The organism is Rhizobium sp. ZW T2_16, from assembly GCF_044987325.1.
GTDB lineage: Bacteria > Pseudomonadota > Alphaproteobacteria > Rhizobiales > Rhizobiaceae > Neorhizobium > Neorhizobium cellulosilyticum.
Genome location: NZ_JBJDRG010000006.1, coordinates 118,519 through 134,961, shown reverse-complemented (window position 1 = coordinate 134,961; position 16,443 = coordinate 118,519). Strand labels below are relative to the sequence as shown.

The following is a 16,443-nucleotide window of genomic DNA, read 5'->3' as shown; positions in this document are numbered from 1 at the left end:
GTCATGCCGTGCGTTGTTTTACCGGCTCGGCCTCGGTCTCGGAGGACCGCTCTGGATGTTCAATGGCGTTCTGCGCCGTTAAAAGCGCCCGCCAGGCCAGAATAGCGATCACGATTTCCAGCATGTAGGTAGTCGCTATCACACCACTTACACTGGCGTAATACGCCGCCAGCGCCACAAGTCCGGCACCTACAATGTTAGAGACATTGAGAATTCGCGCCCGCACATTCTGCAGGCTTGATGCGCCGAGCGCTTCAAATGCGGTAGCGCTGATTGCGATCGGGATCACCGCCCAGCACAGGGCGTGCGTCATCCAGGTTAGTGAAACATATTCGTGGCCGAACAGAACCGGCAGCCACGGCGTGATGATCCAAACGAAGAGACCGGAGCAGATCCCGATTCCGGTCGTCAGAACCAGCATCTGCTTGGCGCGCCCCAGAACTGCGCCGATGCCGCTCAGGGCTGCAGCCGCATAGCTGGGATAGACGATCCGGTTCAGAGCTTCGACCGCCATATAGGATGCTTCGGTCAATCGACGCGCGATCGAATAGCTGCCGACGATTTCAGACCCGGCCACCGCGCTCAAGACGAGAATGTCGGCATTGCTGCGTCCGGCCTTGAAGAAGAACTGGCTGGCGAACATGATGCCGATCGGCACCTCTTCGCGAACGATCCTGAACTTCGGCCGGCCCAATCGGCGTATGGCTATCAGCGCAATGACCGCGACAACCGCATGCGCGCCAAAATTCCAGACCGCCCATTCCGCCACCGTCGTGATATTGAACACGAGGCAGCTGACGACAGCGGCGGCCATGCGCAGCACGGCAAACAGAAATTCGATCCTGTTGGCGACCGAAAAGCGCGAATGCGCGATGTAGCTGTTGGTTGCGAGCCAGATAATCTTCAACAGGATGATATTGGTGAAGAGTATCAGCGCCGTGGCGACAAGCGTCGTCAGCAGGTGATCCGAGACGGGAAACATCAGCGGGATCGCGATCATCCCGGCGATCACCAGCACCGCGCCCGAAACAAGATTGAGAATATGCACATGCCCGAGCATGTCGGGATAGAAGCCCGGTTCCTGCGCGACACGCCGCACCAGCGATTCTTGCGATCCCAGCCCGCAAACCTGAATGCCGAGATTGGTCAGCGCGGTGATCGTCGCATTGAGCGCGAACTGTTCATGACCGAGATGGCGGGCCAGCAGCGCGAAGGTCAAAAGCATGGTGACGCTCGACGCAAGCAGTGCCCCGCTCGATCCGACATAGGATCCGAGATGACGGGCGAACTGCCGGAATTCGTGCCTGGACCTCAATCCCACTCGTTATCTCCAACCGGCGGCCCTGATTTCGCCAGGGCCTGCATGCCGGTGCGGCTGTCTATCCACGGATAATCGCACCGGCCAGCACTATGCATGAACGGGATTAACGGAGCCTTAGGTCGAACCTTGGCAGTCTGGGCTCATCTGCCTCCGGAGCCATGATCATCGAATGACCGCCACTGTCAGTCTCGTGACACCAAGCTATTTTCGGGATTTCGAGTCATGCCGTCTCCTGTGTGATTCAATCGATGCTTTCGTTACCGGCTACGATCGGCACTATCTGCTTGTCGCCGATAGCGACCTCGAACTCTTCTCCCAACTCGGCAACGAAAAGCGGCTGGTGCTTCCCGATTCCGTTCTTCTGCCGGGCACGCTGCATGCGCTTCCGGGTTTTCTGAAATGGAAAGGGCGCCAATATTACTGGGCGCCCGGTATCGGACTGCCGGTCTATGGCTGGCACGTGCAGCAATTGCGCAAACTCGCGATGGCGCTTCTGCAATCCTGCGAACGGGTCATGTGTATCGACTCCGACAACTGCTTCGTGCGTCCCTTCGACGTGGGGAGATTTGCCGGCGATCTGCTTTCGCCCCTTTATGCCGATCTGGGCGGGGTGAACGAAACGCGCCCAAGCCACGTCCTCTGGCAGAAGAATGCCTACCGACTGATGGACACACAGGAACCTGCCCTGCCGGGTGACGACTATATCGGCCAGATGATCGTCTGGGATCGGGAAAGTCTGAACACGATCGTCGACAGGATAGAAGCCGTGACCGGCCTCCCCTGGTGGAAGGCGCTCTGCAAGGCCAGGGACTTTTCCGAATACATCCTCTATGGCGTCGGCGTTGCCGGCAATCCGTCACTGATGGGGCGTCATCGGATCGTCGAACAGAGCCTCTGTGCCACCTATTGGAGCGGGCCGGCGCTGGACGAAGCAGGCATCGGAAAACTGATCGACGCAATGGCCAAGGATCAATACGCCATCGCCATCCAGTCCCACACACGAACCGAGCCATCCCTGATCCGTCGTGTCGCCCTGACGCGTAATCTGTGGAGTTAGCCGGAGATTTCCATCGGTCGTGTCTTTGACTGACCGGCGCTCTCGACGCCCTCAAGTTTGCCGATGATTGCATACCAAAGCGATGCGATCTCGGCGTCGATATTCAGCGGAGGCGGCACGCGTCCGATTACATCACGAATGGCATTTGCCATCGCACCGGCATCTGCATCATGCTGGCAGAGGACGATGTTTCCGTTTCCGATCAGGGATTGAAAAAGGGTATGGTGCTCAAGCCCCGCCGGATCGGCGGGCGCGTTGGTAACGACGATACGACCGCCCAATGCTGCCGCCAGGACGCTGCCGCGCCGCGCGGTCAAGCCTTCCATAAACCTGTAGCAGAAGATGTCGACTTCGCGGCACGCCGCAAAAACCTCTTCGTCGGTCGAAATATAGCCCGTCACCATTACCCGGTCACCGAGATCCAGCGTCTCGACACGGGCGCGGAAATCCTCCTCGACATTGTCCATGCCCTTGATGAAGGAGCCGACAAAGGCAACCCCAACATCCTGCCCGTCGTCCACAAGCGCCCGAGCGATTGCGAGAAGTTCCGCGCAGTTCTTTTTGGGATAGATCGAACCGAACTGGCCGATGATCGTCCGTCCGCCGGCACGCAGCGCACGAATGGCAAGTGCCGCCGGACCGGCTTTCTCATGCCCGCTCGGCAAAAGATTGGGGGGGATCGGGATAACGGCGATCGCTTTTTTACCGACGGGATAACGGCTCTCCAGCCATTCCCGCCGGACCTCCGGAGCTGAAAAGAGAATGGCGTCGGCGAGCAGGATAACCGGCCAGAGGATCAGCCGCCGTTTCCAGTCGAGGCTCGCCCATTCATGCAAAATGACGATCACCCGCTTGCGCTTCAGTTTTGCCAGTGCTGCCGTGGCGAACGGCTCCACCAGCCGCCTTTTCCATGCAACGATGGGAAAGTTGAAAACGATTGCATCAGCTTCCGCCAGACGCTCCGACAAACGGCGAAAATTCCCGTCCATAACATCGCTGGAAGCGCGTGAACCAAGCTGGATGGCCAGGTTTCGGGTAAATGCCTCCACCCCGCACACGGTCGTTGCATCGGATCTAAGCACGAGATAGCGCGTCAATGTCGGCGATCCATCCAAATCGGGAAATTGCTCCAACCAGAACCGATAAATCTTAAACTTTTACCCCTAGTGTGAGGAACTATGTACCAATAACCGGTCCGTAGCGCGTTCTTCTGAGGCATGGTTTACCGCTTATTAGCGCAGATAGAGTTTCATTGGCCGCGAAAGGCAGGTCCGGCCCCATGTATGCCATGTTAAGACCACCCAAGTTTCTTCGGCGCGACGCAGATTCGAACAAGGCTCGCGATGACGAGGCTTACCATGTGCCTGCGCCTGGCCCGCGTTCCTTGCTTTCCTATCTTGGACCGAACAAAGAACCGCAGGCCGTCTCATCGCCGGCAATGCCCACGCCACAGCCGATGTCGCCATCGATAACATGGCCGGAAATCAGCACCGGAATGGTTATCGGCTGGCTCTGGGCCGGAAAATGGCTCGTTCTCCTGTGCATCATCCTCGGCGCTCTGGCGGGATATGGCTTTGGCAATTTCTCCAAAGCCAAATTCACCGTCGGCTCGCAGATCTTCATCGATCCGACCAATCTCAGGGTCATGAACGATGATATCTACGCTTCCAACAACCAGCTCGACATGCAGATCTATGATGTCGAAAGCAAGCTGCGGATACTGACTTCGGCAAACGTGCTCAACAGCGTCATCGATGCGCTTCATCTCGATCAGGATCCGGAATTCGGCGATACGAAATCCCCTGATGCGCAATCCGGCCGGCTGGACGCGCTGCGTTCGCTTGAAAAGCATGTCCTGGCAAAGCGCGAAGAAAACTCTTTCGTCGTCAATCTCGATGTCTGGAGCCAATCGGCACCCAAGGCGCTGGAAATCGCAAATTCGATCATTACCAACTTCCAGGACGAGTTGGTCAAAGCGCAGGCAGACGGCGCAGGCAGGGCCGCGACTGAGCTAACCGGCCGTCTCGATGCCCTGAAGAGTGAGGTCTCCAAAGCGGATGAAGCAGTTCAACAGTTCAAGCGCGAACACAATATCCTTTCAAGCTCCGGCGAGCTCGTGAGCAGCATCGTCGCCAACCAGACCAACACCCAGCTCGTTGACGCCCAGGCCCGGGTCATTCGCGCTCGCAGCCGCTATCAGGAGCTTTCAACAGGAAGTCCGGACAATCGCTTGGACAGCGCATCGATCGAGTCACAGACGATGACCGCGCTGCGGACACAATATGCAGCGGCCAAGCGGGAACTCGACGCGCAATCTGCAGTCTTTGGAGCGAGGCATCCGAGAATCTCGGCAATGCGGCCACAGTTGGATGCCATCCAGGCTCAGATAACCGCCGAGCAGAACCGCATCCTCACGGCAGCCAGATCGGAACTGGCTCAGGCTGAAGCCGCCCTGATGGCACAGCAAAATCAGGCGAATACGATGAAGTCGGTTGTCTTCGGTGACAATGACGCTCTCGTTCAGCTTCGTCAGCTCGAGCGCGAGGCGGAATCCAAGTCAACGATTTATCAGGCCTTCATGGCGCGTGCCAAGGAGATTGCCGAACGCCAGCAGATCAATACCACGAATGTCAGGGTGATCTCGCCTCCGACCATACCAAAAACCCGCAGCTATCCGCCCCGCACGCTTTATCTGACTGCGGGCGGCATGTTTGGCGGGTTTGTGCTGGGTTGCATGGCTGCCTTGATCCTCGGCTTGGCGATGCTGATATTCAGGCAATCCGGGGAAGAGCGCCGGGTCTGAGCCGGTTCGTCGGCTAGGCGCTCCACCGGGTCGATGAGGCGACGAAATCAGGAACAGATACACCGCGCACCGGAAGCAGAAATGAAAAAGGCGCCCAAAGGACGCCGGCTCAAAATCGCGCAGACCATTTTAACCGTTCCGAAAAATGCTATCGCGAATAACGCAGCAACGCATAAACCGCGACGGGATTTGTCAGCATGTATCGAAGCGTCAGACGCCTCGGCTCGTTATACATCCGATAGGCCCATTCCAGTCCCCGGCGTTGCATCCACATCGGCGCGCGCGGATTTTTGCCCGAGAGAAAATCGAATAACCCGCCCGATGTCTTGATCACACCGACGCCACGCAGCTTTTCCAGATTACGGCTGACGAATTTCTGTTCGAATGGAAAACCAAGGCCGATCCAGAGGATATCCGGGCGTTTGGCGCGGATATCCGCAACGACGTCCTCTTCTTCTTCCGGGCTGAAATAGCCATTGCGGCGCCCGACGAAGCGAAGGCGCGGATAGAGCTTCCGCATCGCGGCGACAGCCTTGGAATTGACCTCTTCACTTGCGCCTAGAAAATAAAAACTAACGCTCTCATCCTGCGCCCGTTCGGCCACCGCATGAACAAGGTCGGTCGTCGCCACCCGTTCAGGCAGCGGTGTCTCGCAGAGAAGTTTCGAGCAATGAACCATCGGCATGCCGTCAGCATGGATCTGGTCTGCCTCCAGCATGAGCTGCATGAATTCGCGGTCACGAACACACATGGCCAGAACCTGGCCGTTTGCTGAGGTCGAATAGAAGGGAAGATTATTCTGGCCTCGCGCGCGAAGCGCCTGTTCTATGAAGCCCGTCGCAGCCTGCTCCATGGTCGAACGCACGATAGGCAGCCCGCCCAGCATCACCTGGGGCCAGTCAGCCATCCTAGAGACATTTATGTCGTGCGCTTCAAGGGCCATAGAGAGCAAAGCAAAACATCCGCTGCGTTGTAAAGACGTCCTGTCTTCCACCCCATAAAACACAACACCGGCGTGCCATTCAAATACAAATGAAGGAAATGGTTACGATATATTTCCATACATCCATTTAATACTTAATCGAATTTTATTAAAATTGTATCATTCATAATAAGGACAGATTAAACCAGCTCCTGCGATCCTAATTGCGTTCATCCGCCTGATCACAACTCGTGGGACAGGCTGCCCTGAGGGGATACGATCTCAGGTTACGACCACGACGCTCAACCCTGGTTTGCAGTACCTCACGAATCACTTATATATCTAGCGAATCTAAGTGCTTGGGAGAGTTTCTCCAGCCAATGGTGTCGCGTAGGCCGGTTCAGCTTTCGATTGTCGGTCTATGGAGACTAGATGCGTTCAGGTCGCACCATCAAACTTGGCCTCGTGATAACTGCGGCCGTCATCCAGACGGCCTGCAGCCAGACACCTGACAAGACTGCCGCCCAGAGACAGCAGGCCGCAAAAACGCAGATGCTTGCAGGATCAACGCTTCCCCCCTCGCCCGAAGTGACTGGATCGATAGCCAAGCCGGTACCGGTCACCGATATCGAGACTGCCGTGCGCCGGGTTGTCAGCTGGCATCCCTCGATCCAGGAGGCGGCCGGCCGTATCAGGCAACAAAACGAGCTGATCGCGGACGCAAGATCGGGATATCTGCCGTCCATCGGAGGAGGGATCGACCTCGCCGCACAGAAAGGCGACAGCGGAGACTGGTCGCCGAGGTTTAATGCCACCGCCAGCCAGATGATCTACGACTTTGGAAAGGTGTCAGGCCGGGTCGAAGCGGAATCCGCCATATCCGGCGTCCGCCGGGCAGAATTTCTGGCCACTGTCGACGATATGATCCGGGAAACCGTACTTGCTTCCGTGGAGGTCATGCGCAACGCCAGGCTGGCCGCGATCGCCAGAGAACAGGTTCAGGACGTTTCTGCCATCGCTGAATTGGTAACCGCCAGAACCGATCGTGGCGCCAGCACGCGATCGGACAAGCTTCAGGCACAGGCCCGCATCCAGGCTGCACAGTCCACGGCGCTTGAGATCAACGCAGAAAAGCAGCGCTGGGAAGGCTCCCTGAACTCGCTTCTGGGCCAGATAAACGATGTGCGCCTGCGCCCGTCTTTCCCCTCCACCCTCAACAAGGCCTGCGCCGGTCCCGAACCAGCCTGGGAAACCGTTCCGACCGTCATCGCCGCCAAATCCCGCAAGCGCGAAGCTGATGCGCGCGTCAAGCTTGCACGCGCCGACATGCTTCCGACGATAGCATTGGAAGGTACGACCCGGATGAAGACTTGGGGTGGCGGCGACACTGATTACATGGTCGGCGTGACTATCAAGAGCGATCTCTATAACGGCAGCTCTTTCAGGGCCCGCCAGAACGCCGCCCGCTACAGTGCACAGGCAACAGAAGCAGCCATTGCAGTTGGAAAATACGACGCCCAGAGATCATGGATCCAATCGGCCTCTCAGGTAGGCAGCCTCAGCACATTGTTGAAGTCGCTCGGATCGCGGCAGACAATGATGCGTGAAACGCGAGATCTGTACCAGAAACAGTTTCTCGATCTCGGAACTCGAACACTGCTCGATGTGCTGAACGCCGACCAGGAGCTGCATTCCGCCCGTTTCGACGAGATCAACACCCGGTTCGATCTCTACAAGCTGAACGTCGAATGTGCATATGCGGCTGGCAGGCTTCGCGACGCTTTTGGACTATCCTCGCCCTCCCCGGAACAAATCTCGGCAGACGCTCAGAAAGTACCGCTGCGCGCACCTCGAACCTGACTTGAATCTCACATTTTTCACAACTGCGTGACAAATGCATACCGAGATGATGCGTCCCCAAGCGCTGTCCGTCGCGTCACGGCACAGCCTCGCTTCATTTCAGGTCGCCCGTTTACCCTTCCTTAAGCCACAAAGACAAACATAAGCGATATCTAATTGAAGATTGCATGAATTACAGCAACTTCATTCTGGTGTGCTGCTAACGACATCCAACGAGCCGCGTCGGCCTGAACGGTGACGAGGAACGGGAGAACTCGCCTAGAAGGCGGGGGGCGGCGCACTGGAAAGGGCATGATGCCCGGCACCTCACAGGGAGAGTCAGATGGTCGCTGTAATACTGGATAAGGCAAGTGGGCAAACAACCACTGTAAACGACAACGATATCGTCCTTTCCAAGCCAAGCACAGTCAAACTCTCCTTATCTCCCGATCAGATCACGGCCACCACACGCTCCGGCAACGATCTTATCATCGACGTCCGGAATGGAGCCGATATCCGTATCGAGAATTTCTATACGGGCGACGGCGCCGAACGTAGCGAACTCGTGCTTGAAGATTCCGCCGGCAATGTCTGGCAGGGCGAATATACCGACGAACTCGCCAATTTCGAGTTTGTCGAAGGTGCCCCGATCGACCAGCTGGCGGGTGCAGCGGCCGGTACTGGCGGCGGGGCTTCGGTGCTTGGCCTTGCAGCAGCACTCGGGCTCGGAGCTGCAGCAATTGGCGTCGGCGCCAGCTCTGGCGGCGGGAACTCCGATGATAGCGATTCGGACGCAGATTCGGATGCGGATGCCGACGCGGATGCCGATGCAGATGCTGACGCCGATGCGGATGCCGACTCGGACTCCGATTCAGATACCGAGGCACCAGAACCTCCGACCAATCTTTCCGTCAACGATGCCGGCACGACCCTGACCGGTCGCGGGGAACCGGGGGCGGAAGTCACCGTGACGAATGCGGCCGGTGTTGTGGTCGGCACCGGCATCGTCGGCGCAAACGGCTCGTTCAGCATCACTCTTGATCCCGCCCAGATCGATGGCGGCGAGTTGAGCGTCGTGCTGGAAGATGCGAGCGGAAACGTCTCCGATCCCGGAACCGCATTGTCCCCGGATTTGGTTGCACCCGACGCGCCGACCAACCTTGCGATAGGCGACGGTGGCACAGTTTTGACAGGCAGGGGAGAGCCGGGAGCGACTGTAACGGTCCGAGATGCCAATGGCGTAACCGTTGGCACCGGAACCGTGGGAGCGAACGGCACTTTCACGATAGACCTCGATCCGACACAGGACAATGGAGGAGAGCTTGAGGTTGTTCTCAAGGATGCAGCCGGCAATGCCTCGGAACCCGGCACGGTCGATGTCGACGATATCCAGGCACCGCCGCCGCCGACCAATCTCGGTGTAAATGACGACGGCACGGTGCTCTCCGGGCGCGGCGAACCGGGCGCGACGGTAACCGTGACCAACGCGGCAGGTGAAGACGTCGGCACCGGCACGGTCGCCGCCGACGGCACATTTGCAATCGACCTAGACCCGGCCCAGTTCGACGGTGGCGAGCTGGAGGTCGTGTTAACAGATGGCGCAGGCAATGCGTCCACCCCGGGCACGGTGCTTGCGCCGGATCCCGACGCACCCCCTGCCCCGACGGATCTGGATGTAAACGCCTCGGGAACAGTGCTTACCGGTGACGGACAGGCGGGGGCTCAGATCAGGGTTACCAATGCCGCCGGCCAGGTCGTCGGCACTGCGATCGTTGCAAATGACGGAACCTTCTCAGTCACGCTTGCGCCGGCCCAGATCGATGGCGGCGAGCTGCGTGTGATCCAGAGCGATGCCAACGGCACGTCGCAGCCCGGCCTAACGTCGGCTCCCGACCTGATCGACCCGGCTGCCCCCACCAATCTGGATGTAAACGACGCAGGCACTACGCTCACCGGCCGCGGCGAACCCGGAACGACGGTCACCGTCACCAATGCAGCAGGCGACGAGATCGGCACTGCGACGGTGCGCCCGAATGGCACGTTCACCGTCACGCTTGCCCCGACACAGACCGATGGTGGCAGGCTCGAAGTCACACTGACGGATGCGGCCGGCAACACATCCCTACCGGGAACGACCGACGCACCGGATTTGGCCGGCCCTTCCGCCCCGAGCAATTTGAGTATCAACGATGACGGCACGGTGCTGACGGGACGCGGAGAGCCGGGTGCGAAGATAACTGTGACGGATGCGGATGGTGTCGTGGTCGGCACTGTAACTGTCGGCGCGACCGGCAATTTCAGTATTCCGCTTAACCCCGCCCAGACAGACGGTCGCGACCTGCAGGTCGTTGCCGAAGACACTTCAGGAAATGACTCCGCGCCAGCTATCATAGCCTCCCCGGATCTTGTCGCACCCGACGCACCGACATCTCTCGACGTCAATGACGCCGGAACAATCCTCACCGGCCGCGGCGAGCCGGGAGCGACAGTGACAGTTCGCGATGCAAGCGGCGTGATCGTTGGAACCGGCACAGTTGCCGGCAACGGCGGCTTTACGATCAATCTTGATCCCACCCAGAATAATGGTGGCGAACTGAAGGTCGTGCAGCAGGATGCCGCAGGCAACGTCTCGGATCCAGCAACGGTAACGCTGGAGGATGACCAATCCCCGGCATCACCCGCCAATCTGGCAGTGAGCGACAGCGGAATGGTTCTGACAGGCCGAGGCGAGCCCGGAACCAAGGTCACGGTCACCAATGCGGCTGGCGATGTGATTGGCGAAGATACCGTCGACCCGGACGGCACGTTCAGTGTCGATCTCGATCCGGCCCAGCTGGACGGCGGCGAGCTGGATGTCGTTTTGACGGATGCAGCAGGAAACGCTTCCGCGCCCGGCACCGTGCTGGCACCGGATCCCGATGCACCGCCAGCACCGACGGACGTGGACATCAATGGTACCGGCACGATACTCACCGGCGAGGGGCAACCCGGTGCAACGGTGAGGGTTACCAACGCAGTCGGCACGACGATCGGCACCGGAACCGTTCAGGGGGATGGCAGTTTCTCCATTACCCTCACCCCCGCACAGATCGATGGCGGCGAAGTGAGAGTGACGCAGACGGATGCCAACGGCACCTCGCAGCCGGCGCTGACGCTTTCCCCCGATCTGATAGATCCCGCGGCCGCGACCAACCTTGCTGTCAACGACGCCGGAACCACGCTGACCGGCCGCGGCGAACCTGGCACGACCGTCACCGTAACCAACGCGGCCGGGCAGGAAATAGGCACAGGAACGGTGAACGGCAACGGCACATTCACCATCACGCTCGCCCCGGCACAGACCGATGGCGGCGATCTGACCGTCATTCTCGAAGATGGCGGTGAAAACCTGTCACCACCAGCAACGGTGACCACTCCCGACCTCGTTGCTCCGGAGGCACCGACCGGTGTGACAGTCAGCGGCGATGGCAGCCAGCTTTCCGGTCAGGGTGAAGCGGGAGCGACAGTAACCGTGAGAGATGCCAATGGAGTTATCATCGGCGCAGGCGCGGCGGGCAGCGATGGCAGCTTCACCATCGACCTAACCCCCACCCAGGACAATGGCGGCCTGGTAACGGTTGTGCAGCAGGATGCTGCCGGCAATACGTCGCCGATAGTGACGGCAACCTCGCCGGATACAACCGGACCGGATCCCGCCTCGGACCTCGACGTCAATGCCGCCGGTACAGTCATAACCGGCCGCGGAGAACCGGGCGCTACCGTTACCATCACCAACGAGGCCGGAGATCCGGTTGGAACAGGCACGGTCGGGCCGAATGGCACATTCAGTATCGGGCTGACCCCGCCGCAAACGGATGGCGGCAATCTTGAGGTCATACTGACGGATGCTCAGGGCAACACGTCCGACCCGAGCCTTGCACCATCACCCGATCTCGTTGGCCCCGATGCGCCGACCGGCATTACTGTCGGCAATGGAGGCACGACACTGACGGGCCAGGGCGAAGCCGGCGCCACCGTCACAGTTACCAATGAAGCCGGAGATGTGGTCGGTACGGGCATAGTCGGGCCAACAGGCGCGATAAGCATCCCACTCAATCCTGCACAATCGGATGGCGGGGACCTGACTGTGGTCCTGACCGACGGCGACGGAAATGCATCGGATCCCGTCACCGTGACCGCACCGGACATCACCGAACCAGACCAGCCCGGAAATCTCGCCGTGAATGGCGCAGGTACGGTCCTGACCGGTTCAGGTGAAATCGGCACGACGGTAACGGTAACCAACGCAGCCGGCGATACGGTCGGCACCGGCACGATCGGTCCTGATGGAACGTTCACGATCGGTCTCAGTCCCGCCCAGATCGATGGCGGAGACCTGACCGTGGTCCTGACTGACGGAAGCGGCAACATCTCCGATCCGGGTACCGTCCCGACCACCGATGCGACGCCGCCTGCGGCACCGAGCGGCCTCAACGTCGAGGCAGGCGGTACGGTCCTGAACGGTACCGGCGAACCCGGCGCCACCGTGATCGTCACCAATGCCGCCGGCCAGCAGGTCGGCTCGGCAGAGGTCGGCACGGACGGTTCCTTCAGCGTGCCCCTCAGCCCGGCGCAGATCGACGGCGGCAATCTGCAGGTCGTCCTGACAGATGATGAAGGCAATTCATCGGCCCCGGGCGTCATCACCTCCGTCGATGAGGCACCACCCGCCTTGCCGACCAATCTCAGCGTCAGCGCGGACGGAACACAGATCACCGGCCGCGGCGAGGTCGGATCGACAGTGACGGTGACCAACGGAACGAATGAGTGGACCGGTACGGTCGGTGCCAACGGCACCTTCTCCATTCCGCTTTCACCGGCGCAGAATGACGGTTCCGGACTTGAGGTCACGCTGACGGATGGTTTCAACAACGAGACCGATCCCGTCCCCGTCGCCACACCGGACCTGACACCCCCCGGCGCCCCCACCGGACTGGAGGCAAGTCCCGACAGAACCGAGCTTTTCGGCGAGGGTGAGCCCGGCGCCATAGTCAGGGTGACCGATGCGGAAGGCATTGTCGTCGGGAACGGTATCGTGGGGAACGGTGGTACGTTCCTGATCGAACTCGACCCACCCCAAACGGACGCGGGCGAACTGAACGTCACATTGACCGACGATGCCGGAAACACGTCGCCCACGACGACGTTGCCGATCACCGACATTCAGCCTCCTGCGCCCCCGACCGAACTGGTTGTCAGCGACAACGGACTGACCTTGACGGGTGTTGGCGAGCCGAACACCGAAGTGACCGTCCGGAATGCCGGCGGCACAATCATCGGCACCGGCACAGTCGATACGGACGGAACATTCAGCGTTCCGCTTGCACCTGCTCAGATCAATGGTGAAGCCCTGCAAGTGGTTCTTGAAGATACCGCCGGCAATATATCGGATCCCGCAGCCGTACAGGCCCCCGATCCCGATGCACCACCCGCGCCGACCGGACTGGCTGTCGATGCTCTGGGAGAGACCCTTACCGGTTCCGGCCTAACTGGTACGACTGTCACGGTCCGCAACGCCTCCGGTGAGATCGTCGGCACGGATACGGTCGTCGGCGGTACATTCAGTGTCGATCTCGACCCACCCCAGACGGACGGCGGCAATCTGCAGGTCACCTTGACCGGCACCGGAGGCATCTCTCAACCGGGGACCGTCCCCACGCCTGATCTCGATGCGCCGGAGACCCCGACCAATCTCAACGTCAACGCCACCGGCACGATCGTCAGCGGCAAGGGCGAGCCGGGTGCAGCGGTAACCATCAGAGATGCGGATGATAACATTGTCGGAACCGGCACTGTCGGTACCAACGGCAATTTCTCCGTCACCCTGACCTCACCGCAGACCGACGGTGGATCACTCAGCGTCGTCCTGAGCGACACTGCCGGCAATGAGTCCGGTCCGGGCACGGCCACAACGCCGGACCTCACACCGCCCGACGCACCGACCAATCTGGTCGTCACTCCAAACGGTGCCCAACTCACGGGTAACGGTGAAGTGGGCGCAGCCGTCACGGTGACGACGGCAGAAGGCGTTGTCGTCGGCACCGGTACCGTTGGCGCAGGCGGCACGTTCACGATCACGCTCAACCCACCCCAGGCGGATGGCGGCGAACTGGATGTCGTTCTGAGGGATGCCGCCGGCAATGTTTCGGACCCCGGAACCGCTTCCACGACGGACACGACAGCGCCGGATGCTCCAACCAACCTTGTTCTCGACGATGATGGCATCGTACTGACGGGTGAAGGCGAACCCGGCGCGGACATCTCGGTCACCAATGCCGCCGGTACTGTCGTCGGCACGGGAACAGTCGATCCGGACGGCACTTTCAGCATTACGCTCAACCCGGCTCAGGCCGATGGTGGTGACCTGAACGTCACCCTGACCGACGATGCCGGCAACGAGTCCGATCCGGGCACCGTCGCTTCGCCGGACCTGACCGGACCCGAACCACCGACCAGCCTCGTCGTCAACAGTTCGGGCACGCTGATCGGCGGCGGCGGTGAACCGGGCTCCACGGTCACCGTCACCAATGCCACAGGCCAGGTCGTCGGCACCGGCACGGTCGCACCGGACGGCACGTTCAGCATCGGCCTTTCACCCTCACAGGTGAATGGCGGCGAACTCGATGTCGTATTGACGGATAGCGCCGGAAACCCGTCCGACGTGGCCTCGGTCAATTCTCCGGACCTGCTTGCGCCGCCTGCTCCGACCAATGTCGATGTCAACGGCACCGGCACCATTCTGACCGGCAATGGCGAAGCCGGGGCAGCGGTTCGGGTTACCAATGCCGATGGTATCGTCGTCGGGACCGGAACCGTGCTCCCGGGCGGTACATTCAGCATAACGCTTAACCCGACACAGGCCGATGGCCGAGACCTGACTGTGGTTCTGACCGACACGGCCGGAAACGTGTCACCGTCGGTCGTCACCGACACACCAGACCTGCTCCCCCCTGACCCGCCGGAAGATCTGGCTGTCAGCCCGGCCGGCAACGAGTTGACCGGCACCGGCGAACCGGGCGCCACCATCACGGTTACCGGCACCGGCGGTGCGGTTATCGGCACAGGAACGGTCGCCGCCAACGGCACGTTCAGCGTTGGCCTCTCGCCCGCGCAGGTAAACGGCCAGGAACTCGAGGTCGTGCAACGGGATACGGCAGGCAATCTCTCCGGTTCGGCCACGACCACAGCCCCCGGCGTGGATTTCGCACTGACCAACGCGGCCGACACCGCCATTCTCGACCAGACGATCACCCGCCAGAACGAAGCGACGCCATCCACGGCCAGTTCCACTGTCACGGCGCTGCTTTCGCTTACCCTCACCAGCCTGCTGAACGTCAACCTGGGTTCGGCCACCAACCCGGTCGTTAACTTCAACCTTTCGGGCAGCACCAACTCGGTCGATCTGGACCTGCGGATCGGCGGGCTCGTTAATGTCGGCGTGCTCAGCAACTATTCGGTGATAATCGAGCGCTGGAACGGTACCGCATGGGTGCGGGGAGCCTATGGCACCGACGATGTCAATAATGGCATTCTGCAGCTGAACCTGCTTGGGGCGCCCACCGGCGAGATCACCCTGACCGACCTCGATGCCGGTCAGTATCGCGCCACGCTCGTCCCCAATCCCGGCATCACGCTCGGCATTGGAACGCTCCGCGAAATCTCCGTTACCGCAACCGATCAGGTCGAGAATGTCCAGATCACCGTGGGAGAAAGGGCGGACGGTAACTTCATCGACGCCGCGGCCACCGGCAATACGGATGATCTTCGCATCGGTGAGGTCGAGTTCAACGGCGTGACCCATGCTCTGGTCAACGGTACGGTGACGGTGGAAGGGGCGTTCGGTACTCTCGTGTTCAGCGCCGACGGCAGTTATATCTACACCCCTCACACCAATGCCACGGCCGGCGGAACCGATAACTTCACCGTTGTCGTCGTCGATCCCGTGACCGGAAACGAACTGTCTTCCGATCTCACCATCGATGTCGAGGTTCAGGATACCAGCGCCATTACCATGGCATCTGCATCCGACGAGACGATGAGCCTCGCCATGGCTGACGATGGCGGCGGCGGTGATGTGGCTGACAGCCCCGACACCAACGCCAGAATGGCGTCGGACGGCGACACCTCATCCGATAGCTCCGATGCGCAAGATACCGATCCGTCCACCGCCGATGAGCCGCAGCCGGTCGAAGCATCCCTGAATACGGATGATGGCCTGAGCCTGCTTGTTCAGGGCGGCGAGGAAGTCGATCTGAGTGCGCTCGACAGCCTGACCGGCGACACCTCGGTCTCCATCGATACAGGCGACGGTTCGGGCGTCGACGTGTCGGCCAATGTCGATCTATCGAATACAGTCGATGCAGTTCTGGATCTGGTGGAGACCCCATCGCTCGATCCGTTCGAACCGCTCAACCAGGACGATGATCTTGCGACACCAAGGCTGCCGGTGGTCTAGCGCGGAG

General features: G+C 60.3%; 7 protein-coding genes. 4 read left to right on the top strand and 3 right to left on the bottom strand.

The window, feature by feature from the left end; all coding sequences use genetic code 11:
• Window position 1 precedes the first annotated feature (1 nt).
• A complete protein-coding gene (locus ACI3K0_RS16815; RefSeq protein WP_404945719.1) occupies window positions 2-1,321 on the bottom strand; it encodes a lipopolysaccharide biosynthesis protein in 1,320 nt (439 codons plus the stop codon).
• Between the two features lie 169 nt (window positions 1,322-1,490).
• Here ACI3K0_RS16815 and ACI3K0_RS16810 point away from each other — a divergent pair, with 169 nt between their 5' ends.
• Window positions 1,491-2,378 carry a DUF6492 family protein gene (locus ACI3K0_RS16810; protein WP_404945718.1) on the top strand — a complete coding sequence of 296 codons (888 nt, stop codon included), beginning with the start codon at window positions 1,491-1,493 and terminating at the stop codon, window positions 2,376-2,378.
• Here the strand turns inward: ACI3K0_RS16810 and ACI3K0_RS16805 are convergent.
• The gene (locus ACI3K0_RS16805; protein ID WP_404945717.1) at window positions 2,375-3,475 is read right to left on the bottom strand and encodes a glycosyltransferase; all 1,101 of its coding nucleotides are present in this window, start codon (window positions 3,473-3,475) and stop codon (window positions 2,375-2,377) included. The genes ACI3K0_RS16810 and ACI3K0_RS16805 overlap by 4 nt on opposite strands.
• Before the next feature lie 359 nt (window positions 3,476-3,834).
• On the opposite strand from ACI3K0_RS16805, the gene ACI3K0_RS16800 reads away from it, so the two are divergent.
• Window positions 3,835-5,181, top strand: a complete 1,347-nt coding sequence (locus ACI3K0_RS16800; protein WP_404945716.1) for a GumC family protein — start codon at window positions 3,835-3,837, stop codon at window positions 5,179-5,181.
• Window positions 5,182-5,329: 148 nt separating this feature from the next.
• Here ACI3K0_RS16800 and ACI3K0_RS16795 read toward each other — a convergent pair whose 3' ends face one another.
• Window positions 5,330-6,088 carry a WecB/TagA/CpsF family glycosyltransferase gene (locus ACI3K0_RS16795; RefSeq protein ID WP_148145161.1) on the bottom strand — a complete coding sequence of 253 codons (759 nt, stop codon included), beginning with the start codon at window positions 6,086-6,088 and terminating at the stop codon, window positions 5,330-5,332.
• A gap of 447 nt (window positions 6,089-6,535) precedes the next feature.
• On the opposite strand from ACI3K0_RS16795, the gene ACI3K0_RS16790 reads away from it, so the two are divergent.
• The gene (locus ACI3K0_RS16790; RefSeq protein ID WP_404945715.1) at window positions 6,536-7,963 is read left to right on the top strand and encodes a TolC family outer membrane protein; all 1,428 of its coding nucleotides are present in this window, start codon (window positions 6,536-6,538) and stop codon (window positions 7,961-7,963) included.
• Window positions 7,964-8,285: 322 nt separating this feature from the next.
• Window positions 8,286-16,436 carry an Ig-like domain-containing protein gene (locus ACI3K0_RS16785; RefSeq protein WP_404945714.1) on the top strand — a complete coding sequence of 2,717 codons (8,151 nt, stop codon included), beginning with the start codon at window positions 8,286-8,288 and terminating at the stop codon, window positions 16,434-16,436.
• The last annotated feature ends 7 nt before the right edge of the window (window positions 16,437-16,443 follow it).

Bases quoted from the DNA above. Each gene is read 5' to 3' on its own strand.
- ACI3K0_RS16810 (WP_404945718.1), top strand. From the start codon at position 1,491: ATGACCGCCACTGTCAGTCTCGTGACACCAAGCTATTTTCGGGATTTC.
- ACI3K0_RS16800 (WP_404945716.1), top strand. From the start codon at position 3,835: ATGTCGCCATCGATAACATGGCCGGAAATCAGCACCGGAATGGTTATC.
- ACI3K0_RS16795 (WP_148145161.1), bottom strand. From the start codon at position 6,088: ATGGCTGACTGGCCCCAGGTGATGCTGGGCGGGCTGCCTATCGTGCGT.
- ACI3K0_RS16790 (WP_404945715.1), top strand. From the start codon at position 6,536: ATGCGTTCAGGTCGCACCATCAAACTTGGCCTCGTGATAACTGCGGCC.
- ACI3K0_RS16785 (WP_404945714.1), top strand. From the start codon at position 8,286: ATGGTCGCTGTAATACTGGATAAGGCAAGTGGGCAAACAACCACTGTA.